This window comes from Methylobacter sp. sgz302048, assembly GCF_052162025.1.
GTDB lineage: Bacteria > Pseudomonadota > Gammaproteobacteria > Methylococcales > Methylomonadaceae > Methylobacter.
The window spans coordinates 1,769,561-1,796,118 of the sequence record NZ_CP197401.1 but is presented as its reverse complement, the minus strand read 5'-3'; the positions used below and the strand labels follow the sequence as shown (position 1 = coordinate 1,796,118).

Here is a 26,558-nt window from a genome sequence, read left to right as displayed (position 1 = left end):
AGAAAATCCCCTATAAGGATGCTCTTGCTTAACCCATCCTCACACACCAGTCAGCCTTCATGATTTAAGTTGCTCAGAACGACGATATTTTTACTATTCAGAAAGGCTCTTTTCGTTGCCTTGTCTTTGTTCTGTAAAATGGATAATGTCTTAACAACTTCAATTTTTCTCTCTATGTGTATCCGTGAAATTCAGCATAAAGCGAAGCTTTCAAAAATTTTCTGTAGCGTCAGATATTCTTCGCCACATGCATTTCATTGGGTATTCCGCAGTTTGATATAGTGTTTCTGTACCCTAAATACAGCTACAGTAAATATATTTTAAACTATTATAATCTTGATTTTATTTCTATTCGTATAATTACCTATGATTAACATACAGGTTCTCCCTTCACAGGTTATCTATACCATAAAGCCAAACGATGCCGCCTCTTTGATCCCGCGCCATTACAGCATCGCCAACCTACTGCTGCGGGTGACTCCGCCTATGTGCCCCGCATCAATCTGTACTCTCACGCTGGTGATTTCCGGAGTTTGACTTCGCCTATCCTAACAATGCCACCGCGGCAGCATTTGACTGCCGCGGCTTATGGCGGTTCGCCGTCTTGGCTTTTAACAGCAGTGAATGATTTCTTGGCTTGCTCATGGCTTGAGATCACCATAGAACCGTTTTATCACTTAATCTACTGTCTGGTTTGAGGTCCATTTCTATCTTCGTACTCAACCTTATCATTAACCTGCATCACTGGGACAATCCCTATGCCTGTAGTGGGATCATAAGCAGTGAGCATCTAGGAGACAGGCGGTTTTTCAGTAGAAAGAATACTGAATGTGCCGTCCGGGTTTGACTGTAATTTAACATTTACAAACTCAGTTTTACCGTTAACCAGTACCTCTGGAATAGTTACCGCACCGATAGCGGCATCATAAACGGCACTAGCCGCAACGGGAACCTTAAGATCAGGTGCTTCAGAAGAAAGAACGCTAAGTATTTCTCCTGGATTTAATCCCAATTTGACATTTGCAAACTCAACCTTATCATTAATCTGCACCGCTGGAATAGTTACCGTGCCCGTAGCAGGATCATAAATAGTGTAAGTTTTGGCGACAGAAGGTTTCTCAGTAGAAAGAACACTGAATGTGCCGTCCGGGTTTGACTGTAATTTAACATTTACAAACTCAGTTTTACCGTTAACCAGTACCTCTGGAATAGTTGCCGTACCTGCAGTGAGATCATAGACAGCACTAGCCGCAACGGGCGCATTAGGCACTTCAGAAGAAAGAACACTAAGCTTTCCTTCTGAATTAAATCCCAATTTGACATTGACAAACTCAACCTTGCCGCCAACCTGCACCGCTGGAATAGTTACCGTGCCCGTAACAGGATCATAAGTAACGTAAGTCTTGGAAACAACAGGTGTTCCTGTTCCGTTAGAAGATGTTGTATCAGGCTTTGTTGTATCAGGCTTTGTTGTATCAGGCTTTGTTGTGTCAGGCTTTGTTGTGTCAGGCTTTGTTGTGTCAGGCTTTGTTGTATCAGGTGTTGTTGTGTCAGGTGTTGTTGTGTCAGGCGTTGTTGTGTCAGGTGTTGTTGTATCAGGTGTTGTTGTATCAGGTGTTGTTGTATCAGGTGTTGTTGTATCAGGTGTTGTTGTATCAGGTTTTACTGCACCCGATAATATCAGTTCCGCCAATGTACTTAAATCGAAGGATGCCGGATCGGATGATGCTTCGGCGAAAGGTGCTGCATCTTGCTGGCAGCTAGCTTCAGTGCTGGGAACCTTGGAAGTAAGCAGATAGCTAGACACAGCCTGATCCACGCAGGACGAAAGAGAAAGCGACGTATGTCCCCAGCCTTCAAGCGTCAGCAGGGCCGAATTGGGCAGGAGGCTGTGCGCTTGCAGGGCGCCTTCATACGGCGTTATGGGGTCGAAACGGTTGGCAACGAGGAGTATCGGTTCTGTGGTCGTTTGGGTAAACGGGCCGAGATAGCGATCTGGATCGTTACCCTGCCAAACGGCACAAGGGCTGGATTGCCAGGCCGCGAAGCGCCCAAATATCCCGACATTGGCCTCGGCGGCTTCTCCCGCCGAAGACCAAGCCGCGTGATTATCGGGATTGATGGAATCGCTGCACATGACCGCGAATTGCTGGGCGGCACGCGTCAAATCATCGGGATTGGGTGTGCTGCCCAGGGCAGCAGTTAAAGCAGAAAATGCACTTCCCGCCCTAAAGGCTGTGTATATCGAGCCATTAGTGATAGTGCCGTAAAGTTCATTCAAGGCGCTCGCCAACAGTGACCATTCCGATGAACTCGCCAGCGCACTGATAACCGTTTCAATGAATCGGTCATAGGTAAGGTCAACGGGACCTTTGGTCGGATCGATCATGTGGATAGGAGCCATCCGCAGGTAACCGACCAGGAAATCAAACTTGATGGTCGCCGCATCGCCGAAGGAGCACTGCGCGACACCTGCTTGATCGCAAAGGCGTAAGAATTCATTCAGCGTCGCCTGCGCCCCTTTATCTATACCGAATCTCGTGGTAACGGGCAGGTTATAGCCCTCGTTGCCATTGCCGGTAGTGTAGGCTATGGGATCAACAACGCCGTCCAGAACCATGGCCCGGATCTTGTCAGGGAACAGGTTCGCATAAGTGATGCCGAGAAAGCTCCCATGGCTGTAGCCCACATAATTGAGTTGGCTATCGCCGACGGCCTGGCGGAGCAAATCGAGATCCCGGGCTACGTTAGCGGTTGACATATGATCAAGCACACTGCCGCCGTTAGTTTTGCATGAACTGGCCATCGTCCTGTCGAAATCTGCCCGTAAGGCTTCTTCTTCAGGATTACGGGGAAAAGAGAACGGCAGCGCAGTAACTGGACCGTTAAAGCATACGAGAGGACTGCTTAGGCCTATGCCTCGAGGGTCGAAGCCGATCACGTCGAATTTTTCGCGGATTTCTGGCCGAAGCGATGAACCAATGCCGAGCACGAAGTCGACTCCGGAATTACCAGGCCCGCCGGGGTTGAAAAAAAGCGATCCAATTTTTCCTGTGCTCGCGGTTGCCGACAATTTAATCAAGGATAGGGTAAGTTTTTCCCCTTCAGGCGCATTATGGTCGAGAGGTACACTGACAGACCCGCAAAAATATGGCAGGCCGGATTCTGGATGACACGCTTGCCAGTCAATAGTTGGCGCGCTCTGATTTGCCATAACCATTCCTGGAACTAATAATAGGATACTAGACCGATGAAAGTATTTAAGAAACATAAAAAACACTCCTTTCTTGTAAGTTTGTTTTTTAACAGGTCCCGTTGCGTTAATTTTAATGGGCACAGATGGACTATTGACTGGCAGAATCAGACCGATACCGCATTGGTGAAATCATCAGCTCAATCTCGACTACAGTGTTAACCAAGCCAACCTTAAATTTCCATAAAACCAATCTGAAAAAACACTTAAATCTGAAGAACTCATCAAGAAATAATCAAGCGCTGATATAAGACCCTTGTTATTCCTGATGCCTGACTTGAGATTGCGCCCGTTCAGGGTGTCTTATAAAAAACAATCTGAACCCGAAGTTTTACAGCGCACTTCAGTGAATAACGGGAAAATACTGATGAATCGGCTGGAATCTTATGAAGCGCTATCACAGCGCAGTTGGCGCGTATTCTTCCATGGCCTTGCAGCAGCCAAGAAACTGGCTAAAAGAAAGCTACACCTTGAAGACTTCAGTCAGTACCTTAGCTTGCTTTGTCCGCCAGATCGAGCCGGCAGAAAAGACAGTCCATGCCAGTAAACAGGGCCGCGACGATCCAGCCTACAGCGGCAAACTGGAAACTGGGGCGATGCCATTGCGATGCATCCCGGCTGATGCTTCTGGATGAAACCAGTGCGTCCACTGATATGGCCGTGCTTTGAGTGGTGCACGTTGTAGGGATGCTGCGCCAGCGGGGCATTGGTAAACGATGGCCTTGATTGCCGGTTTGCCTGCCGACCGATTTACGGCCCAGTGGCGCGCGGATCAAGCCGAGCGGAGAGAGTTTTAAAGAATACCTGCGTTGGCAGCTGGGATCGGCCTTAAAGCCCGGCGATAGCGTCATCTGTGACAGCCTGCCGGCGCATCAGGTGGCGGAAGTTCAAGGGTAATGGTAGCGTTTCATGCGTCTCGGAGGCGAATCCAACGGCAGGCGTGCCAGAAAAATCCGAGTCTGCCGTGTAGGGTTTCAGCCGACATCAAGCAAAAATCAAGGCTGAGCTGCCGAGGCAGAGTCAGTAGAGTCAGTCAAGAATGTATTGATCTTTGCCAAATCTCCGTACTCGAGAATACCTGCGGAGCGCTTGAGCCGCAGGGTGTTTAACAAATAGTCATACCTGGCTTTGGCGTAGTCCCGCTGAACCCGGTACCATTCACGCGTCGCCACGACTAGATCAAGCGTAGTGCGGCTACCGACTTGAATACCGGACTCTATCTCTCTCATCGACAATTCTTGCGACTTGAGAGTTTGCCGTAATGCCTGCACACGACTGACACCGGTCACTACGCCATAGAAGGCGTCGCGAGATTGTCTTTCCGCACTGCGCTGCTCTTGCTTCAGGGTAGCCAGGGTTTCGTCATGCCGATGCGCCGCCTCCCGTGATCGCGAGGTCATTTGGCCGCCTTCGTATAGCGACATATTCATCTCCAACCCGAAACTGTTATAAAAAATAGTAGTGTCGCCGAACTGGCCTCCGGTTTGCATCCAGCCATTGCTTGCCTTGAAATCGAGAGTGGGCAGATGCGCCGAGTCAAGCCGGCTAATCTCATCGCGGGCGATATTGGAGGCTAGAGTGGCGGCCACAATGCGTGGGTTCTGCGCCAGCGCCTGATCAGTCCAGTTCTTTTCGTTCAAAGGCTCCGGTTTGACTAACGGAATATCCTCAGCAAGCGCTGAGAGACTGTCATAGTATTCGCCGGTAATTTCCCTTAATGCCGCTCTGGCATCATTGAGCTGTTGTTGGGCTTCGATTTCATCGGCTACTGCACGATCATAACCCGCATTGGATTCTGACACATCGGTGATGGCAATTTCGCCATAGTTGAAGCGCTGCTGAGTCTGTTCGCGCTGCCGGCCTAGCGTGTCCTTCTGAGCTTCGGAATACCGCAGGTTGTCAAACGCGCCCAATAAGCCAAAATAGCGCTCCGCCACTCGCAAAATCAAATCCTGATGGGTCGCATTCAACTCCATTTCGGACTGTTCCACGCGCTGGCCAGCCTGATCCATGGCTATCAGCCTGTCATAGTGAAACACCGGCTGATAAAGCGTGATATCGTAACCATCGCTCATAAACAGATCTTCTCCGCCGACACCGATTGCCTGCGGGTCGTTTAAACGGATATGCTGATGATTGCCGGTGACATTGGCGGAGAGGTTTACTGTCGGCAGCAAGGCCTTGGCCTTGGCCTGATTGCGCTGTTCTTCGCTAACTTGGCGGATTGCCTTTCCCTTCATCAGTTGCGGGTCTTCCTCTATTGCCTTGTTATAGATATCCAGCAGATTACTGGGCGGCAGCTCGGCAGCCAGTATCGGACATGAATTCCATCCCAGCAAAACCAGTAAAACCAAGCCTCCAGAGCGAAAAATGGGCGGCATTAAGCGATAAACTATCTTCTGCGCTATCATAACTTTCCTTTATTATAGTTGTGGGACTTCCTCTGTTGCTTTGTGACAGATATCCAGCTGATGACTGGGCAGCCGACTCAGCAGCCAGTATCGAACATGAATTCCATTCCAGCAATAACTAAGCTCCCAAAGCGAAAAAATGGGCGGCATTAAGCGATAAACTATCTCCTGCGGTATTCTATAATGGCTTCTCTACCGCTTTTGATGACACAACGCTGTCTTGCTCGTCAAGCCCTGAAATCACCTCAATATTAAGCCCGTCGGAGAGACCGGTGACAAGCTTCTTCTCGACGATCTCGCCAGTCGGCAGCTTTACTTTAGCATAGGATTCGTCCCCGCGAAATATCAAACTGCCCTCGGGAATTGTCATGACTTGTTCATGCCGGGAAAATACGATTTTGGCTGTCGCGCTATAGCCAGCCCTGAGAAATACCCCCAACTTGGGCTTGATGGCTGCGCGAATTTCGAATACTTTCCGGCCTTGATCGGTTTTCTTGGCTTCTGCCGCGATAAAATCCAGTGTGGCCTCGAACTGTTCATCCGGAAGAGCGCCGACATTCAGGATAAGGGGCATGCCCTCCTGCAAGCGCCCGGTATCTGCTTCTTCCACTTCGCCTTTGAAAATCAGGCTATGCATGTCGGCAATGGTGAAAACCGTCGTGCCTTCGGAAAGATCATTGGCTTTAATGATGAAATCGCCAATCTCCACAGGCTGGTCCAGCACCATGCCGTCCATGGTGGCGGTAATCAGGGTCGAGGTGGTTTTGAATTGCTGTGAGGCACCTTTGAGGCGCAGTTCCAATTCGCGTTCGGCCTGCTCCAAGGTCGACTTTGAAACATCGTATTTCAGCTTGTCATCCTGATACGCAGCGTCGGAAATCAGATGTTGGTCATGAAGATGACTGCGCCGCTCCAGTTCGGCGGCCGCTCGCTGGTGCTCAAGGCGGGCTTTTCTGATTTGCGCCTGGACGGTATTAACCTCCACCGGATCAGCACGCAGCCGTATGTGGGCCAGCACATCCCCGCGCTTCACCCATTGCCCTTGCTTAACAAGCACTTCTTCGAGCACACCGTTCGCTTGAGATTTGATCTTGACTTTCCGATTGGGAACAATCTGCCCGGTGGCGACGGTATAATGCTCGATGGTCATGCGAGATGGTTTTTCTGTCCGCACGGTGATTTCATTGGCGCCGGCTGAAACAAACAGCCAGAAACCACTGCCAAACACGAAGGCAGAAACCAATAAAAGCCAACTGGTACGGACTACAATTCGACGAAAATTATTCATGTCTGAGTGCCTCAATAGGTGATACGCGCACCGCCTGACGCGCCGGCAGATAGCCTGCGATAAGACCAGCAAGTATCAAAACGCCTAGCGCCGAAATAGCGATAGAAAGATCGACTTGAGGATCACGAAAGTAATCCGATTCGATGCCGGCCTGGCTGATCAATTCGACAAGCCCTACCCCTGCAATCAACCCCACATAGCCTGCGGCTAAAGTGATGACCAGTGTCTCATGCAATACCATGAAAAGTATATCAGCCGAGGAGGCGCCGATGGCTTTGCGAATACCAAATTCACGCGTGCGCTCCTTGACAGTGACCAGCATCGTATTGCTGACCCCGACACAGCCCGCCATCAATGTACCGGTTCCGACAATTATCATGAAGAGCCTGATGCCGCTCATTAAGGACTCCACTTTTTTTACTTCATCACTGATATCGTAGATCTCCAGAGCGGCAGAATCATTCGGGTCAAACCGATGCCGCTGGGATAGCAGCCGAATGGCTTCCGGCTTCAGATCCGGCCAGCTATAGCCCGGCGATACCGTCAAGGCAAGCATATTGACTGTCGGGGCAGGGTCAAACACTTGCCTCAACGTGGCGTATGGAATGTAGACGCGATTGGGTGACTGCTCTCCCAACGCTTTGTTGTATACGCCAATCACAGTAAACGGTGTTTCTCCTACGTAAATCGTTTTTCCTACTGGACTGAGTTGATTTTTCATCAGCACATCGTTAACCCTGGCGCCGATTATGGCGACTTTACGTGATTCGCGCTCATCCAACTGGTTAATCTGGCGTCCGCTCAGCAAGGCCAGTTTTTGAATTTCAGCATTGACGGCGCTAATGCCGTTTATTTGGAATGCGCCGGTATTTTTTCCATATCTCATAACATATCCTTTATCCAATAATTTGGTAGGCCCAACGGCCTCCACCCCTGGCAAGTTTTCAAGCAAGGCGACGTCATCAATTTCCAGGCCTACCGTCCGGCCTGGGGTTAAGCCTTTATAGGATTGAGAGGTTTTGCCACCTCCAATCCAGACACTATTTAGCGCCGTATCCTGGAAAAGCGTCATCGTGCCGCGCTCCAGTCCCTTCCCCATTCCTAACAGTAGAACCAGCATAAAAATGCCCCAGCTGACGCCAAAAGCAGTCAAGCCTGTCCGCAATTTGTGCTTGCTAAGGGATTGACCGAGCTCGGCCCAGCGTTCAAAATCAATCATGAGTTGTATGGTCCATAGTGAGTAGTTAGTGCCTGATTCGCCCGTCTTGCAGATGGATAACGCGACGAGTTCGTTCAGCGACTTCTTCATCATGCGTGATGACGACAAGCGTCTTGCCTTCATGGTTTATTTCGGTAAACAATTCCATCACTTCCTCTGAAGTCTTGGTATCCAGATTGCCGGTCGGTTCGTCGGCTAAGATCAGAGGCGGGTCGGTGACCAATGCGCGCGCAATGGCTACCCGCTGCCGCTGCCCGCCGGACAACTCCGAGGGCAAGTGATCCATCCGGCTGGCCAGCCCCATGCGTTCCAATAGCTTCCGCGCTCTTTCTTCCCGCTGCTTACGAGGAACCTTTTGATAATAAAGCGGCATGGCCACGTTATCGATAGCGCTCTTGAAAGGCAGCAGATTGAATGACTGGAATACGAAGCCAATTAAATGATTGCGGTGTCGCGTGGCCTCCGTTTCGGAAAGCGGCTTTATCAGGGTTCCGTCCAAAACATACTCGCCGTCGTCGTAACGATCCAGAATTCCCAGCACATTGAGCAAAGTCGATTTACCTGACCCTGATGGCCCCATGATAGAGACAAACTCTCCTTCTTTGACGGATAGGTCGATGCCCTTCAATACGGGAACTGTCATTGATCCAATATGATAGGATTTCGTGAGACTCTGGACACTTATTATTGGCTTTTCAAAAGAAACCCCCAGCGCATCGGCAGCAGCCAATTGCCGGTTTTTCAATTGGTCAATTTGCTTCTCCCGGAGAGAGCTCGAATGGTTAGGACGTATATCAAGCATGAACGGCCCCTATCTCTACGGCTTCAACAGCCTGCTCAAAACGATCCAGTATTTCGCCGGCATCGGCTTCCGTCGCTATGAGAGGCGGCAGAAAACGAAGCACGCAGCCATTGCGTCCCCCGGTTTCAATGATCAGCCTGTTTTTAAAACAATTGCGTTTTATGACCTTGGCGAGTTCCCCGTCCGGAGCACCTGGCTGGTCGTCGGCGCCCGGTTTCACAATCTCAACGCCGATCATTAGCCCAAGCCCGCGCACATCACCCAGGACTGGATTGTGTTGCGCAATTTCAATCAGGCCTTTTTTCAGAATATCGCCAATCTTATTGGCATTGTCAACAAGTCCATCTCTATCGATCACCCGCATCGTGGTGCTTCCTGCGACCATCGCCAACTGATTGCCTCTGAACGTGCCCGCGTGCATGCCGGGCGTCCAGACATCGAATCGTTTATCGTATACCACGACTGACAACGGATAACCGCCTCCGATGGCCTTGGACAAAACCAGAATATCCGGCGTTATGCCTGCGCGCTCAATGGCAAATAAGGTGCCTGTCCGTCCAAGTCCTGTCTGAACCTCGTCGATGATCAGCGGCACATCGAATTCAAGCGTCAATTTTCTTAGCTCTTGCAACCAGTAAATGGAAGCCGGAATGGCGCCGCCCTCTCCTTGCACAGCTTCGACGATGATAGCGGCTGGCTTTGACACCCCGCTCTCGGGGTCCGATAAAATCGTGCGGATGTAGTTGATCGACAGCTGGTCGGTTTGAGCGCCATTGGTTCCAAATGGGCACCGGAAACGGTAAGGGAAAGGTGCGAATTGCACACCGGCCGCCGCCAGGCCCACTCCGGTTTTAGGGTGTAAATTACCCATGAGGCCGAGAGCGCCCAAAGTCATGCCATGGTAGCTGCCATGAAACGCCATGATGCCTTGCCGTTTCGTATAAAATTTCGCCAGTTTGAGTGCGGCCTCGACTGCATCAGACCCGGTAGGCCCACAGAACTGTATCCGCCCATCGTCGCGCAATTTCGGCGGCAGCCGCGAGAACAGATCCTTGACAAATTGAATCTTGGCTGGAGTGGAAAAATCAAGCGCCTGTTGAATGCCATCCGATGAAATATACTCGACAACAGCTTGTTTAATTTCAGGATGGTTATGTCCTAGCGGCAAAGCGCCGGCAACAGCCAGACAATCTATGTACTCATTTCCTTGGGAATCCCGGACACGCACCCCATGACCCGTTGAAAACACTTTGTTAAAGAATCTGGCATAAGTTCTTGCGTTTGATTCCAGGAGTTTCAGGTAATCGTATGACATGCTATTTCTCCTTATTTTTTTATTTTTGATTGCATTTTCTGCCGGGAAAACCCGGCTCATTATTTTTTCAAACACTTAGGACTCATTTGAGCCAGGTGCATCCGGCACGATCAGATCCAATCGGCGCAGTCTTGTTAAAAATCCAACCAGTGAAATGAGTACCCCTATAAAGCCGCTGATAACAAACATAAGCCCGATGCCACGCCCTTTTCCTGTTCCAATCCAGGGGCCTAGCGTCTGTTCTAACAGACCACCTTCAGATAGAGCAGGTTCAAAAATCTGATCGGCGGAAAACCCGCCTGCCATGACGACGATGCTTATGGTCAGCAAAGCGGCAACATTAATGATCGAGAAGATTCTGCCTTGAAACTTATTCGGAATTTTTCTCATCCACAGCGAATGATTACAGCCTTGAGCAAAGCCGCCCACCAGTAAGGCGGTAAACACCGACACGCAGTAAAGGTTGAAGGATGTATTGACGCCAACCAGCAATATGCAAAGCGCCAGTATCACATCAGCCGCCAGCGCCCAAAGCATCAAACGCTTAAGCTCTCCCATCACTGTCAACAGGATTGAGCCAATCAACCCTCCCACGCCGCCGACTGTGAGAATGACACCTAAGTCGTTTTCGGAGTAATGGGAAAGCACCAGAGGCATAATCATCGTCGACGCGAGCGTCACAAAACCCTGCTGAAGAACGGTGTATACCAGCAGCCACAGCATCAGCGGCTCCTTCTTGAAAAACACTAGCGCCAAGGCAACGCTGCCGCTTACCGCTTCCGTGTCGTCGGCCCTGATCTTGCCGATATTGCCACTGGCTCTACCGGTGTAAAAAAAAGCGTTCAAAATCAATATGGAGCCCATAGCAAATGCGGTGATGTCGATAAAGACGATGCCCTGCAGCCCTATCACCGCCATCAAGCTGCCCGCGACCAAAGGCGCAAACATGCTTAACACATTGGAACTCACCCCCATCAAGCCGCTGGCCTGCGTATATTTTTCCTTGGGCAGAAGCTTGCTGACAGACGCCGTATAGGCAGGCGTCCTGAAAGCCGCGATCAGCGACATTGCAACATTGAAGACATAAAGATGCTCGATATCAAGGCTGTTATGCCAAAGAAACCAGGCCAGCATCAGCAATAACGCGACAGCCGTCAGATCGGCCGCAACCATCACGTAGCGCCGATCAAAGCGGTCAACGATGCTTCCTGCAATCGGCATAATGAACACTGCCGGTAAAATAGCTGCCACCAGCACGCCGGAAAAATCAAGAGCCGAGCCGGTTTTTTGATAGACCCACACGCCTAATGCGAACTCCATCAGCGAGGCGCCGATTAACGCGACAGTCTCGCCACACCAGAGTAGATAGAATGGCCGCCCCATCATCGTCAAACTTGCACTTTGATAATTCTCTTTTTCCAATTCGTTTGCCGTGTTCATAGGATGATGTCATTTGTTGATTTAAGGTTAAAAAACCGAGATGAATTTATTGTCCGAACCCAACCCGACATAAGCCGCGCTAAGCTCGGGCGCATCGAGCCGGTTCCCTAAAAACGGAAATAGCCGACTCGGCGCCTCAATCACTTATGCCTCCCCAATTCCAGCCAATCCGCTAAAGCGTTGACATAAGGCGCCTTGATAACAGTCATATGATTGCCTTCACTTTGCCAGTGCTTGAGGTCATTAACCCAATATCGCCATTTTGCGACGACGGCTTCGTGGTCAGATTGATCGGTCTGAGCCAACACGAGCCGCAGCGGTCCGGCATAGTGATGTTCCGGGCAGTAGCGGGTTCTTAATGCCGTGCCAAAGGTGCGGAATGTGCCGGCCAGCATTTCGGGCTGAGATTGTTTAGGCATCAGCCCGACGCCTACCAGGCGTTGATGCAGCAGCTTCAACTGTGCATCGCCGTCAAGCCCGTCCAGATCGGCGGCCTGTATTGCCAGAGATGCATCGATGGATTGCTCATAGATCTCGACCAGTTTCATCAACACTTCGGTTTCCGTATATTCTCGCGCGACGCTGTGCGGCTCATGCGGCGCATCGGTATCGATCAAGGTCAGTGACGCTACGCTGCGTCCGCTCTTAGCCAGTTGCAGCGCCATATCGAAAACAACCCATCCGCCAAATGAATGGCCGATCAGATGTAATGGCCCTTCCGGATATACCGACTGGATCGCTCGCAGATAGGCTTTGGCAGCGGCGGGTACGGTCGCATGCGGCACCATTTCGCCGTCCAGTCCCCGCGGCTGTAAGCCATAGACAGGTCTTGAAGATCCCAAAGCTAACGTCAAATCGGTGAACGCGCTCACACTGCCTCCCGCACCCGGTACACAGAATAAAGGCGCCACAGCGAAACTGCCGGAATGAAGCGCCACTAACGGATCGTAGCCGTTGCTATGATCCATCGGCTTTTCGGCACTTGCCTCCCGAATTGAGGCGGAAAGCGCCGCGCCCAGCGAATCGACATGCGGCGATTCCATCATAGTCTGATGCGAACCCGTCACCGGTATCAGCCGTATTTGCTGCTTCGGCAATACCGAGTCCCAATTCCGGAAGGGATTTTCTTCAGCGTGCTCAGTGGTGGCATATAAATGGATTGGGATCGGCAACTTGCGAGCGCAATATTGAGCGTCCGCTATTTTATGGTTGTGCCAGCGATGCAGAAACTTCTGAAATTCGTCGGCAGTCAGATGGTCCGGCAGCAGAGATAAGGCCTGGCATTTGCTCACCAACTCCGCAAAATCCATTGAAGAGGCTGCCGATTTTATTTCATCGGCCATCGCCGAAGGCATATCGTCTGCCAGCACGAAATCCAGCAATAAACCTGTGTCATCGACATCCGCCATGATGCCTTTTGCATCCGCGTAGTTATAGTATGAATCCAGCAACCCTAGAAACTCTACCGTCTCATCTTCTCCAATAAGTAGTGCGGCAATTTCATACGCAATCGTCCCGCCAAGAGACCAGCCGGCGAGGCGGTAAGGCCCATGCGGCTGCACTGCGCGTATCATCCGCACTAATCTGGCGGCCATTGCTTGCATGGTGTGATAAGGCGCTTCGCTTAGCGGTTGTCCGGGCAAGCCGTAGACGGGTATATCGCTATCGATATGTGGCACGAGATTAGGGCCATAGAGCATTTCGCCCGTGACCTCATGAACTAAAAACAGCGGAGCTTGATTACCGGTTTTCCTCAGCGGTATTGCGTTTGCTTCTGTAATCCGGGTGTCTTCACGAATCGCCCAGGCTAACGATTCGATAGTCGGCTTTTCAAACAACATCGCTATGGAGATCTCAATGCCTTCCTGTTTCAACAGACTCAGCAATTGAACCGCCGATAAAGAGTGCCCGCCCATCTCGAAGAAATTAGCCGTCACGCTAATAGACTCAACCTGGAATAATTTGCGCCAAACTGCGGCAATTTTCGCTTCATCGGTAGATCGCGGCGGTACAAAGTCCAAATAGGCATCCGGCGCCGGCAGGGCCTTACGGTCCAGCTTGCCGTTCGGAGTCAACGGCAGCGTGGCCAACTGCACAAAGGCGGCCGGCACCATATACTCGGGCAGCGCCTCGGCCAGAGAAGCCCGCAGGTCATCCACGGCCAGATCGTCAGCGCCGGTGTAGTAGGCCACCAGCTTTTTAATGCCGGGGCCGTCCTCGCGCGCCAACACGGCCGTTTCGCGGACCGCCGGATGGTCGGCCAGCCGGGCCTCGATCTCGCCCAGCTCGATGCGGAAGCCGCGGATTTTGACCTGGAAGTCATTGCGGCCGAGGAATTCGATGCTGCCGTCTTCCCGCCAGCGGCCCAGGTCGCCGGTCTTGTACAGCCGCGCCTGGGGATCGTGGTTGAACGGATTGGCGATGAAGCGCTCGGCGGTCAGTTCGGGTTGATTCAGGTAGCCTTTCGCCAGCCCGGCGCCGCCCACGTACAGCTCGCCCACGGCACCGACCGGAACAGGTGCAAGATGATCGTCCAGCAAGTAAACGCGGGTGTTGGCGATGGGCTTGCCGATCGGCGGCAGCCCCTCGCCTCCCGCCGGCACCGAGCAGGAGGTCGAGACCACGCTGTTCTCGGTCGGGCCATAGTTGTTGACCACTTCGAACGGCAGCCCGGCCGGCGGATAGCCGTGCAGCTGGTCGCCGCCCGTCAGCAGGCAACGCAGGCTCAGATGCTCGGGCCGGGGCGATGCCAGCATCAGTTCGGCCAGCGGCGTCGGCATGAACGCGATAGTGATGCGGTCATCGGCCAGCTGCTGCCACAGCGCCTCCGGCTGGCCCAGCAGTTCGGGCTTCACCAGGTGCAGGCAGGCGCCGGCCGACAGGTACGGCCAGGTTTCCCAGGCGCTGGCGTCGAAAGCCAGGCCCGCCAGCTGCGTAGCCCGGTCAGCGGCGCTGACCTGGAACTGCCGGTTGTGCCAGCTGACCAGGTTCATGACGCCGGCATGCGGCACCATGACGCCCTTGGGCTGGCCAGTGGAGCCGGAGGTGTAGATGACGTAGGCCAGATGCTGGGGCGTCAGGCCGACCACGGCCAGGTCCGGATTATCGGAAGGCTGATGAGCCCACTGCGCCGCATCCGCAGAAAGGTCGATCAGCCTGGCGCCGGCTGACCTATCAGCCAGTCGGGCCTTAAGACCGCTGTCGGTCAATAGCACCAGCGGAGCGCTATCGACCAGCATGTAGGCCAACCGCTCCTCGGGATAGGCCGGGTCCAGCGGCACATAAGCCGCCCCCGCCTTGAGTACGGCGAGTTGGCTGATCACCAACTCGAAGCTGCGCGCCAGGCAGATCGCCACCCGGTCGTCGGGCTTTACGCCCAGACTGCGCAAATGGTGTGCCAAGCGGTTGGCGCGGGCGTTCAGTTCGGCGTAGGTCAGCCGTTCATCGTCCCAAGCCAAGGCTTCGGCATCGGGTGTTTGCAACGCCTGAGCCTCAAACAGTTCATGAAGGCAGCAGTCCCAGGGATAATCGGCCTGGGTGGCGTTCCAATCATACAGCACCTGACGGTGCTCGGCCTCCGGCAGCACGCCGATCTGGCGCATGGCAGTATCCGGCGCCGTCTCCAGGGCTGAGATCAGATTATCCAGCGCCGTGTGCATCAAAGCGCACAGCCGTTCCGGCGCCACCGGCGTCAGGGTTTGCGCCGTCAGCGAGAAGCCTTCGCCCAAATCATCCACGGACAACACGATCGGGTAGTTGCTGCGCTCTTCGCCCGACAGGAGTTCAATGCCCTGCCAGACGGGCGCGCTGTCGACCATTGCCTCAGTCTGGCTATGCCGGTAGTTGAGCAGTGCGCTGAACAGCGGCGCCGGCGCGGGCACGGCGCTGCAGCGTTGCGCCAGCGCCAGCGGCGCATGCTCATGACGTAAGATTTCGGCTAAGAGCGCCTGAGTTTGATGCACGCTGGCCGCCACCCCCTCATCGCCAATCCTGAGCCGCACCGGCAAGGTATTGATGAACATGCCCAATACCCGCTCGGCACCTTCACCGCCCTGCATGCGTCCGAACAGGACCGTGCCGAAGACTACGTCATCGCGCCCGGAGGTCCGCGACACCACCGCAGCCCAAGCCAGATGGAACAGACTGGCCACACTGATGCCCAGCGCTCTTGCCTGTTCCCGCAGGCGTCGGGCAAGATCAAGGTCGAGGTCTTGCTTCGCTTCTTCGATTCCCAAGCCGTCGCCCCGCACGTCAAGTACGCCGAACGGCGCGGTCGGCTCGTCGATATCGCCGAGCATCTCATGGAAAAAGGCTTCGTGCTCTTCCCGGCTGATCCCGAGCCGTGCTTGCGCGACGAAGTTGCGGAACGGCAGCGGCGTGGGCAGTAGGTCTGCCTGGCCCAACTGGTGCATCTGGATCTCTGCAAACAGAATTTCCAGCGCGGTGTGATCAAGCGCCAAATGATGACTCAACAGCAACAGCAGCCAACGCCCTTCCTTTGAGTCATAGGCCGTGAAGCCGCTGACCAACGGCGCGACACGCACATCGATGCGATAATGTCTCGGATCGTAACGCTCCGTCAATTGTTCGGCCGCTTCGCCCGTTTCAGGGTCCAGAACGACCTCTTCAATTGCCAGCTTCGCTTCGCGCCAGACCACTTGGACCGGTTCCGGCAACCCCTCCCAGGCCACGGACGTGCGCAGGATATCGTGCCGTGCTACCGCCGCCTGCAAGGCGGCCAAGAACCCATCAAGACGTTCGCGTGTATCAAACGCCATCAAGGCCGGCAGCAAGTACGCGTCCCCTTCGGACTCCATCAGGTGGTGAAACAGGATGCCTTCCTGCAGCGGCGCCAGCGGATAAATGTCCTGCACGTTGGCCGCCCCGCCCGGCACAGACGCCGTGATGCGGTCGATATCGGCCTGTTCCAGGGCAACCAGCGGCAGCAAATCCGGCGTAATGGCCGTGCAGCCGTCAGGGATGCGGTTGGCCGGGACGGCCAGCGGCTCGGCCTGGCTGCCGTTGTCAGCCAGCGCCGCCAGCCCGGCCAGCGTCGGTGCAGTGAACAAGGTCCTCACATCAATGTTCAAGCCAGCCTGGCGCATGCGTGCGATCAAGGTCACGGCCAGCAGCGAATGCCCGCCTAGCTCGAAGAAATTATCGTGGCGGCCGACCTGCTCGACTTTGAGCAGGTCGGCCCAGATGGCCGCCAGGGTTTGTTCGGTCTGGCCTTGCGGTGCTTCATAGTCGCGCGCAGCGTAGGCATCGCCTTCCGGCGCCGGCAGCGCCTTGCGGTCCAGCTTGCCGTTGGCAGTCAACGGCAGCGCAGCCAGATGCACGAAGGCGACCGGTACCATATACTCGGGCAACGCCTCGGCCAGATAAGCCCGCAGGTCATCCACGGCCAGATCGTCAGCGCCGGTGTAGTAGGCCACCAGCTTTTTAATGCCGGGGCCGTCTTCGCGGGCCAGCACGGCCGTTTCGCGGACCGCCGGGTGGCCGGCCAGCCGGGCCTCGATCTCGCCCAGCTCAATGCGGAAGCCGCGGATCTTGACCTGGAAGTCATTGCGCCCCAAAAATTCGATGCTGCCGTCTTCCCGCCAACGGCCCAGGTCGCCAGTCTTGTACAACCGGGCTTCGGGATCGCTGCTGAACGGATCTTTAATGAAGCGCTCGGCGGTCAATTCGGGCCGGTTCAGATAACCCCGTGCCAGTCCGGCACCGCCCACATACAGTTCGCCCGTAGCGCCGACCGGGACGGGCCCGAGATTGGCGTCCAGCAGATAAACGCGGGTGTTGGCGATGGGCTTGCCGATCGGCGGTAGCCCTTCGCCTCCCGCCGACACCGAACAGGAGGTCGAAACGACGCTGTTCTCAGTTGGGCCGTAGTTGTTGATCAATTCGAACGGCAGCCCGGCCGGCGGATAGCCGTGCAGCTGGTCGCCGCCCGTCAGCAGGCAGCGCAGAGCCAAGTGTTCAGGCGGGGGCGATGCCAGCATCAGTTCGGCCAGCGGCGTCGGCATGAACGCGATCGTGATGCGGTCGTCGGCCAGCTGCTGCCACAGCGCCTCCGGCTGGCCCAGCAGTTCGGGCCGCACCAGATACAGGCAGGCGCCGGCCGACAGGTACGGCCAGGTTTCCCAGGCGCTGGCGTCGAAAGCCAGGCCCGCCAGCTGCGTAGCCCGGTCGGCGGCGCTGACCTGGAACTGCCGGTTGTGCCAGCTGACCAGGTTCATGACGCCGGCATGCGGCACCATGACGCCCTTGGGCTGGCCGGTGGAGCCGGAGGTATAGATGACGTAGGCCAGATGCTGGGGCGTCAGGCCGACCACGGCCAGGTCCGGATTATCGGAGGGCTGGTGAGCCCATTGCGCCGCATCCGCAGAAAGATCGATCAGCCTGTCGCCGGCTGACCTATCAGCCAGTCTAGCCTTGAGGCCCGTGTCGGTCAGCAGCGCCAGCGGGGCGCTGTCGGCCAGCATGTAGGCCAACCGCTCGTCGGGATAGGCCGGGTCCAGCGGCACATAGGCCGCGCCTGACTTGAGCACGGCCAGAAGTCCCACGATCAGTTCCGGTGAGCGTTCCAGACACAATACTACCCGAGCCTCCGGGCCGACTCCCAGACTGAGCAGGTAATGAGCCAGCCGGTTGGCGCGCGTGTTCAGTTCACCGTAAGTTAAAGTCCGACCGTTGTAAACAACCGCCGGCGCATCCGGCTGCGCTGCAACCTGGGCCTCGAACAGTTCATGAAGGCAACGGTCACGAGGGTAATCGGCCTGGGTGGCGTTCCAGTCGACCAGCACCTGGCGGCGCTCGGCCTCCGGCAGCACGCCGATCTGGCGCATGGCCGTGTCCGGCGCCGTCTCCAGGGCCGAGATCAGATTATCCAGCGCCGTGTGCATCAGGGAGCACAGCCGTTCCGGCGCCACCGGCGACAGGGTTTGCGCCGATAGTAAAAATCCTTCGCCCAGATCGTCCACGGACAGCACGATCGGGTAGTTGGTGCGCTCTTCGCCCGACAGGATGTCGATGCCCTGCAGTGCAGGTGCGCTGTCGGCCGAGGCGTCGTCCTGGCTGTACCGGTAGTTGAGCAGCGCGCTGAACAGCGGCGCCGGCGCGGGCACGGCGCTGCAGCGTTGCGCCAGGCTTAGCGGCGCATGTTCATGGCGCAGCAGGCCAGCCAGCCGTGTTTGCACGTCACGGACCTGTTCCAGGACACTGCCCTGGGCCAGCTGCACGCGCAGCGGCAGGGTATTGATGAACAATCCCAAAACCCGCTCGGCGCCTTCGCCGCCCTGCATGCGCCCGAACAAGACCGTGCCGAACACCACGTCATCGCGGCTTGAAGTCTTTGATACCACCGCAGCCCAGGCCAGGTGAAACAGGCTGGCGGCACTGATGCCCAAGGTCCTGGCCTGTTCCCGCACCCGTCTTGCCAGGTCTGTGGCGATTGTCTGGTTGGCTTCCTGAACCCGGCTGCCGTCACTCAATACATCGAGCAGACCGAACGGTGCGGTCGGCTCATCAACACCCGCCAGCATGCCGCGGAAAAAGGCTTCGTGCTCTTCCCGGCTGATCCCGAGGCGCGCCTGCGCGACGAAGTTGCGGAACGGCAGCGGCGCTGGCAATAGATCTGCCTGGCCCAGTTGGTGCATCTGGATCTCTTCGAACAGAATATCCAGCGCGGTGTGATCAAGCGTCAAATGATGGCTCAACAGCAACAGCAGCCAACGCCCTTTTCCTGAATCATAGGCCGTGAAGCCGTTGATCATCGGCGCGACTCGCACATCAAGGCGATAATGCCGCGGATCGTAACGCTCCGCCAATTGTTCGGCCGCTCCGCCCGCTTCAGGGTCAATGACGACATTTTCGACCTTTAACTTCGCTTCGCGCCAGACCACCTGCACCGGTTCAGGCAGGCCTTCCCAGGCCACGGCCGTGCGCAGGATGTCATGACGATCGACCACGGCCTGTAGCGAAATTAAGAAACTATCGAGGCGTTCGCGCGTGTCGAACGCCATCAGCACCGGCTCCAGGTAGGCGTCCCCTTCGGATTCCATCAGATGGTGGAACAGAATGCCTTCCTGCAGCGGCGCCAGCGGATAGATGTCCTGCACGTTGGCCGCCCCGCCTGGTACGGCGGCAATGATGCGGTCGATATCGGCCTGCGCCAGACTGACCAGCGGCAGCAGGTCCGACGTAATGGCCGTGCAGCCGTCAGGGATGCGGTTGGCCGGAATGACCACTTGCTCGGCCTGGCTGCCGTTGTCGGCCAGCGCCGCCAGACCGGCCAGCGTCGGCGCACTGAACAGGGCCCGCACGTCAATGTTCAAGCCGGCCTGGCGCATGCGTGCGATCAAGGTCACGGCCAGCAAGGAATGCCCGCCCAGCTCGAAGAAATTATCGTGGCGGCCGATCTGGTCGATCTTGAGCAGGTCGGCCCAGATCGCCGCCAGGGTTTGTTCGGTCTCGCCTTGCGGCGCTTCATAGCCGCGCGCGGCGTAAGCATCGCCCTCCGGCGCCGGCAGCGCCTTGCGGTCCAGCTTGCCGTTGGCAGTCAAAGGCAGCGCTTCGAGGTAGACGAAGGCGGCCGGCACCATGTACTCGGGCAGCGCCTCGGCCAGATAAGCCCGCAGGTCGTCCACGCTCAGTCCGGCGTCGCCGGTGTAGTAGGCCACCAGCCGTTTGCCGCCGCTCCCGTCTTCGCGGGCCAGCACGGCCGTTTCGCGGACCGCCGGATGGCCGGCCAGCCGGGCCTCGATCTCGCCCAGCTCGATGCGGAAACCCCGGACCTTGACCTGGAAGTCGTTGCGACCCAGGAATTCGATGCTGCCGTCGGCCAGCCAGCGGCCCAGGTCGCCGGTCTTGTACAGCCGCGCGTTGGGATCGTTACTGAACGGATCCTGGATGAAGCGCTCGGCAGTCAGCTCAGGCCGGTTCAGGTAGCCGCGGCCGACGCCGTCGCCGGCCACGAAGAGTTCGCCGGCTACGCCCACCGGCACCGGTTCGCCCTGCGCATCGAGGAAGTAAATGCGGGTATTGGCCATCGGCCGGCCGATGGTGACGCTGGCCATCTCGGGATTATGTTTGACGTAGGCGGCCGTGCAGGAGACGGTGGCTTCGGTCGGGCCGTACGTGTTGACCAGCTTGGTTTGCTTGTCGGGGCAGAGCGCTTCCCAGGCTTGCAGCTTCTGCGGCGACAGCGCGTCGCCGGTTACGTTGAGCAGGCGCACGCCGGCCAGTTGCGCGCGCGCCCGCTCCGGCGAGCGTTCCCATTCGGCCACCAGCGTGTGCCAGTGCGCCGCGGTCAGATGCACGAAGGTCGGGCGCAGTTCGCTGTCCATGCCGAACAGGCGCTCGCTCGGCGCCAGCGTCGCGCCTGACAGCAGCGCCGGGAAGATCTCTTCGACAGAGAGATCGAAGTTGATCGAGTTTTGCTGCAGGACCGTATCGGCACGGGTCAGCTCGAATACTTGTGCCGCGCCCAGTGCATAATTGACCAGCGCCAGGTGTTCGATCATCACGCCTTTGGGCTGGCCGGTGGAGCCGGAGGTGTAGATGACATAAGCCAGATGCTGCGGCGTCAGGCCGAGGCTCTGGCGGTCCAGGTTGGCTTCGGATTGCGTGGCCCAAGGAGCCGGGTCGGCGTCGAGCAGCAGGCGCGGTATAGCCGGCATGCAGTCGGCGAACCGCTCGGCCAAATCGCTTTGTATCAGGAGCACTGCCGGGGTGCTGTCGGCCAGCATGTAGGCCAGCCGGTCGGTCGGATAGGCCGGGTCCAGCGGCACGTAAGCGCCGCCGGCTTTGAGAATGGCCAGCAGGCCGATGATCACGTTCGGCCCGCGGTCGGCGCAGATCGCCACCCGGTCGTCGGGCTTCACGCCCAGACTGTGCAGGTAGTGCGCCAGCTGATTGGTTTTAGCGTTGAGTTCAGCATAGCTCAGCCTTCCGCCGTCCCAAACCAGCGCTTCGGCATCGGGTGTTTGCAACGCCTGGGCTTCGAACAATTCATGGGCGCAACGGTCACGGGGATAGTCGGCCTGGGTAGCGTTCCAGCCGTACAGCACCTGGCGGCGCTCGGCCTCCGGCAGCACGCCGATCTGGCGCATGGCCGTATCCGGCGCATTTTCCAAAGCCGTGATCAGGTTGTCCAGCGCCGTGTGCATCAAGGCGCACAGCTGTTCCGGCGCCACCGGCGACAGGGTTTGCACCGTCAGCGAAAACCCTTCGCCCAGGTCGTCCACATCCAATCCGATGGGATAGTTGGTGCGCTCTTCACCTGATAACAAAACTTCCATGCCCTGCCAGGCGGGTGCGCTGTCGGCCGAGGTGTCGTTTTGGCTGTACCGGTAGTTTATCAATGCGCTGAACAACGGTGCCGGCGCCTGCACGGCGCTGCAGCGTTGCGCCAGGCTCAGCGGCGCATGTTCATGGCGCAGTAGGTCGGCCAGCCGTGTTTGTACGTCACGGACCTGTTCCAGGACGCTGCCCTGGGCCAGCTGCACGCGCAGCGGCAGGGTATTGATGAACATGCCCAGCACCCGCTCGACGCCCTCGCCGCCCTGCATGCGCCCGAACAATACCGTGCCGAACACCACGTCATCGCGGCCTGAAGTCTTTGACAACACGGCGGCCCAGGCCAGATGAAACAGGCTGGCAGCACTGATGCCCAAGGCCCTGGCCTGTTCCCGCACCCGTCTTGCCAGATCCGTGGCGATGGCCTGGCTGGCTTCCTGAATCCGGCTGCCGTCGCCCAGGACGTCGAGCAAGCCGAACGGCGCGGTCGGCTCATCGATATCGCCGAGCATCTCGCGGAAAAAGGCTTCGTGCTCTTCCGGCTTTATCCCCAGCCGCGCCTGCGCGACGAAGTTGCGGAACGGCAGCGGCGCCGGCAATTGGTCTATTTGGCCCAGCTGGTGCATCTGGATCTCCTCCAATAGGATATCCAGCGCAGTATGGTCGAGCGCCAAATGGTGAGTCATCAGCAACAGCAGCCAACGCCCTTCCTTGGCGTCATAGGCCGTAAAGCCGTTGATCAATGGCGCTTGGCGCACGTCAACGCGATAATGCCGCGGATCGTAACGTCCCAGCAGTTGTTCGGCCGCTTCGCCGGCTTCAGCGTCAATAGCGAACTGCTCAACTCTCAACGGAGCCTGGCGCCACACAACCTGCACCGGTTCCGGCAGACCTTCCCAGGCCACGGACGTGCGCAAAATATCGTGGCGGTCGACCACCGCCTGTAGAGAAATCAAGAAACTGTCGAGGCGTTCGCGCGTGTCGAACGCCACCAGGGCCGGCAGCAAGTAGGCATCCCCTTCGGACTCCATCAGATGATGAAACAGAATGCCTTCCTGCAGCGGCGCCAGCGGATAGATATCCTGCACGTTGGCTGCCCCGCCCGGCACAGCAGCCATGATGCGGTCGATATCGGCCTGTGCCAGACTGACCAGCGGCAGCAGGTCCGGCGTAATGGTCGTGCAGCCGTCAGGAATGCGGTTGGCCGGAATGACCAGTTGCTCGGCCTGGATGCCGTTGTCGGCCAGCGCCGCCAACCCGGCCAGCGTCGGTGCACTGAACAAGGCCCGCACATCAATGTTCAGGCCGGCTTGGCGCATGCGCGCGATTAAGGTCACGGCCAGCAGGGAATGCCCGCCCAGCTCGAAGAAATTATCGTGGCGGCCGACCTGCTCGATCTTGAGCAGCTCGGACCAGATGGCCGCCAGGGTTTGTTCGGTCTCGCCTTGCGGAGCCTCATACTCACGCGCACCATAAGCATCGCCCTCCGGCGCTGGCAGGGCCTTGCGGTCCAGCTTGCCGTTGGCAGTCAAAGGCAGCGCGGCCAGATGCACGAAGGCGGCCGGCACCATGTATTCGGGCAGTGTCTCGGCCAGGTGCGCACGCAGGCTGTCCACGGTCGCTTCGGCATCGCCCGTATAGTAGGCCACCAGCCGCTTGCCGCCGGGGCCGTCTTCGCGGGCCAGCACGGCCGCTTCCCGGACCGCCGGATGGCCGGCCAGCCGGGCCTCGATCTCGCCCAGTTCGATGCGGAAGCCGCGGATCTTGACCTGGAAGTCGTTGCGGCCGAGGAATTCGATGCTGCCGTCGGCCAGCCAGCGGCCCAGGTCGCCGGTCTTGTACAGACGGGCTTCGGGATCGTGGCTGAACGGGTCTTTAATGAAGCGCTCGGCGGTCAGCTCGGGCTGGTTCAGATAGCCCTGCGCCACACCCAGCCCGCCGATGTAGATCTCGCCGGCCACGCCGATCGGTACCGGCTCACGCTGCGTATCGAGGAGGTAGATACGGGTGTTGGCTATGGGGCGGCCGATGGGAATACTCCGGGCCCCTTCAGGAACGGCAGTGATTTCGTAAGTGGTTGCGAAAGTCGTCGTTTCGGTCGGACCATAACCATTTAGCAGATGTTGAGGCGGATTCGACCGGATTACACGGGAAATAATGCGTGGATCAAGGCTGTCTCCGCCAACGAGCAAATAGCGCAGCTGTGAAAAAACCGCTGACAGCGTATCGGCGTACTGGTTAAACAGGCCGACGGTCAGCCATAATGCTGTGACACCATGCTGCCTGAGGATTTGCCCAAAATGATCCGGTTCCAGCAAGGCGGTTTGGTCGACCACCACCGTGCAGCCGCCGTTGAGCAACGGCGCCCACACCTCAAAGGTAGTCGCGTCAAAGGCCGGATTGGCGGCGAAAGCCACTCGATCTTCAGGCCCTATTTGCGCATAGCCGTTATTCAAGACCAGCCGTCCGATCGCACGGTGGGGAATCTTCACGCCCTTGGGCTGCCCGGTAGAGCCCGATGTGTACATCACGTAAGCAATCATTTCGCTGTGTAGCGGCAGGCCTGGATTGTCATCCTGCGTTTGATGCGCCAGCGCGGACTCGATCCGCACGCAAACCGCATCGGCCAGTTCAGTGTCCTTGCCCGTCAGAATAATTTTGGCAGCGCAGTCTTTAATCATGAACGCCAGGCGCTCGACTGGAAAATCCGGATCCAGGGGCACATAAGCTGCGCCGCATTTCAAAACGGCCAGCTCCGCCGCTACCAGATCAGCCGAGCGTTCAATCAGCAACGCAACGTAATCGCCGGCGTTGACGCCGAGGCTTATTAGGTAATGCGCCAGACGGTTGGCCCGTGCGTTGAGCTCGGCGTAGCTCAGCCGTCCGCCGTTGCATATCACGGCATCGGCCTCGGGATTCCGGGCAGCCTGCGCCTCGAACAGTTCATGGACGCAACGGTTCCGAGGGTAGTCGGCCTGGGTGGCGTTCCAGTCGTACAGCACCTGGCGGCGCTCGGCCTCCGGCAGCACGCCGATCTGGCGCATGGCAGTGCCCGGCGCCGTCTCCAGGGCCGTGATCAGGTTGTCCAGCGCCGTGTGCATCAGGGCGCATACCCGTTCCGGCGCCACCGGCGGCAGGATTTGCACCGTCAGTTCAAACCCTTTGCCCAGGTCATCCACGGACAGCACGATCGGGTAGTTGGTGCGCTCTTCGCCCGATGACAGGGCTTCGATGCCCTGCCAGGCAGGTGAGCTGTCGGCCGAAGCGTCCGCTTGGCTGTGCCGGTAGTTGAGCAGCGCGCTGAACAGCGGCGCCGGTGCCTGCACGGCGCTGCAGCGTTGCGCCAGGCTCAGCGGCGCATGTTCATGGCGCAGCAGGTCGGCCAGCCGAACCTGCACTTCACGGACCTGTTCCAGAACACTGCCCTGGGCCAGCTGCACACGCAGCGGCAGGGTATTGATGAACATGCCCAGCACCCGGCCGGCGCCCTCGCCGCCCTGCATGCGCCCGAACAATACCGTGCCGAACACCACGTCATCGCGGCCTGAAGTCTTTGACAATACGGCAGCCCAGGCCAGATGAAACAGGCTGGCAGCACTGGTGCCCAGCGTTCTGGCCTGTTCCCGCACCCGTCTTGCCAAATCCGCAGCGACGGCCAGCCTGGCTTCCTGAACCCGGCTGCCGTCGCTCAGGACGTCGAGCAGACCGAACGGCGCCGTCGGCTCATCGACATCCGCCAAGATCTTGCGAAAAAAGGTTTCGTGCTCTTCCGGCTTCATCCCCAGCCGTGCCTGCGCGACGAAGTTGCGGAACGGCAACGGCGCCGGCAGTTGGTTTTCCAGACCCAGCTGGTGCATCAGGATCTCTTCCATCAGGATGTCTATCGTGGTGTGATCGATCGCCAAATGGTGAGTCAACAGCAGCAGCAGCCAGCGCCCTTCCCTAGCGTCATAGGCCGTGAAGCCGCTGATTAGAGGCGCCTGGCGCACGTCGATTCGATAATGGCGCGGGTCGAAGTGCGCCCGCAACTGCGCCGAAGCCTCGCCGGCTTCAGGGTCGATGACGACGTCCTCAATCGCCAGTTTCGCTTCGCGCCAGACCACTTGGACCGGCTCCGGCAGCCCCTCCCAGGCGATGGAAGTGCGCAGGATATCGTGGCGCGCTATCACCGCCTGCAAGGCGGCCAGGAACCCGTCAAGACGTTCGCGCGTATCAAACGCCATCAGGGACGGCAGCAGGTAGGCGTCCCCTTCGGATTCCATCAGGTGGTGAAACAGGATGCCTTCCTGCAGCGGCGCCAGCGGATAGATGTCCTGCACGTTGGCCGCACCGCCCGGCACAGTGGCCGTGATTTGATCAACATACTCAGGCGCCAGATTCAATAATTGAGAACTATCCAGAGAATCAGCAATTGGCTTGTTGGAAACGATGGGGCCATTTGACCTTAGAAATTCAATCAAAGCGGGTTTCGTTTCACGTAACTCGGCAAGTAATGAAGGAGCTAATGCTTGTTTTTTTCCAAGAATGACTAACT

At 57.1% G+C, this 26,558-nt stretch carries 9 protein-coding genes (1 of these 9 cut by a window edge); all 9 read right to left on the bottom strand.

Translation table 11 applies throughout. From position 1 onward, the window contains the following. Positions 1 to 790: 790 nt before the first annotated feature. A complete protein-coding gene (locus tag ACTNE6_RS08255; RefSeq protein ID WP_442499297.1) occupies positions 791 to 3,214 on the bottom strand; it encodes an alpha/beta hydrolase in 2,424 nt (807 codons plus the stop codon). A gap of 530 nt (positions 3,215 to 3,744) precedes the next feature. Next, positions 3,745 to 4,104 (bottom strand): hypothetical protein, encoded by a 360-nt coding sequence (locus tag ACTNE6_RS08250; RefSeq protein WP_442499296.1) that lies wholly within the window; start codon positions 4,102 to 4,104, stop codon positions 3,745 to 3,747. Positions 4,105 to 4,248: 144 nt separating this feature from the next. After that, positions 4,249 to 5,664, bottom strand: a complete 1,416-nt coding sequence (locus ACTNE6_RS08245) for a TolC family outer membrane protein (RefSeq protein ID WP_442499295.1) — start codon at positions 5,662 to 5,664, stop codon at positions 4,249 to 4,251. 178 nt (positions 5,665 to 5,842) lie between these two features. Beyond that, a complete protein-coding gene (locus ACTNE6_RS08240) occupies positions 5,843 to 6,952 on the bottom strand; it encodes an efflux RND transporter periplasmic adaptor subunit (protein WP_194972054.1) in 1,110 nt (369 codons plus the stop codon). Further along, on the bottom strand, positions 6,945 to 8,171 hold the full coding sequence (locus tag ACTNE6_RS08235; RefSeq protein WP_442499294.1) for an ABC transporter permease: 1,227 nt from the start codon (positions 8,169 to 8,171) through the stop codon (positions 6,945 to 6,947). The genes ACTNE6_RS08240 and ACTNE6_RS08235 overlap by 8 nt, the downstream gene beginning before the upstream one ends. A 25-nt stretch (positions 8,172 to 8,196) precedes the next feature. Further along, positions 8,197 to 8,814: an ABC transporter ATP-binding protein gene (locus tag ACTNE6_RS08230; RefSeq protein ID WP_442499293.1), complete on the bottom strand. Its 618-nt coding sequence runs from the start codon at positions 8,812 to 8,814 to the stop codon at positions 8,197 to 8,199. Between the two features lie 151 nt (positions 8,815 to 8,965). Continuing rightward, the gene (locus ACTNE6_RS08225; RefSeq protein WP_194972052.1) at positions 8,966 to 10,288 is read right to left on the bottom strand and encodes a diaminobutyrate--2-oxoglutarate transaminase family protein; all 1,323 of its coding nucleotides are present in this window, start codon (positions 10,286 to 10,288) and stop codon (positions 8,966 to 8,968) included. 75 nt (positions 10,289 to 10,363) lie between these two features. Continuing rightward, on the bottom strand, positions 10,364 to 11,710 hold the full coding sequence (locus ACTNE6_RS08220; RefSeq protein WP_442499292.1) for an MFS transporter: 1,347 nt from the start codon (positions 11,708 to 11,710) through the stop codon (positions 10,364 to 10,366). A gap of 158 nt (positions 11,711 to 11,868) precedes the next feature. Further along, on the bottom strand, positions 11,869 to 26,558 hold the 3' portion of the coding sequence (locus ACTNE6_RS08215; protein WP_442499291.1) for an amino acid adenylation domain-containing protein. The gene runs 67 nt beyond the window's last position; 14,690 of the gene's 14,757 nt are visible here — the last part of the coding sequence; its start codon lies off the right edge, out of view; the stop codon is at positions 11,869 to 11,871.

What these genes read in the sequence shown, in the direction of transcription:
- ACTNE6_RS08255 (WP_442499297.1), bottom strand. Translation starts at nt 3,214, where the DNA reads ATGGCAAATCAGAGCGCGCCAACTATTGACTGGCAAGCGTGTCATCCA.
- ACTNE6_RS08250 (WP_442499296.1), bottom strand. Translation starts at nt 4,104, where the DNA reads ATGACGCTATCGCCGGGCTTTAAGGCCGATCCCAGCTGCCAACGCAGG.
- ACTNE6_RS08245 (WP_442499295.1), bottom strand. Translation starts at nt 5,664, where the DNA reads ATGATAGCGCAGAAGATAGTTTATCGCTTAATGCCGCCCATTTTTCGC.
- ACTNE6_RS08240 (WP_194972054.1), bottom strand. Translation starts at nt 6,952, where the DNA reads ATGAATAATTTTCGTCGAATTGTAGTCCGTACCAGTTGGCTTTTATTG.
- ACTNE6_RS08235 (WP_442499294.1), bottom strand. Translation starts at nt 8,171, where the DNA reads ATGATTGATTTTGAACGCTGGGCCGAGCTCGGTCAATCCCTTAGCAAG.
- ACTNE6_RS08230 (WP_442499293.1), bottom strand. Translation starts at nt 8,814, where the DNA reads ATGACAGTTCCCGTATTGAAGGGCATCGACCTATCCGTCAAAGAAGGA.
- ACTNE6_RS08225 (WP_194972052.1), bottom strand. Translation starts at nt 10,288, where the DNA reads ATGTCATACGATTACCTGAAACTCCTGGAATCAAACGCAAGAACTTAT.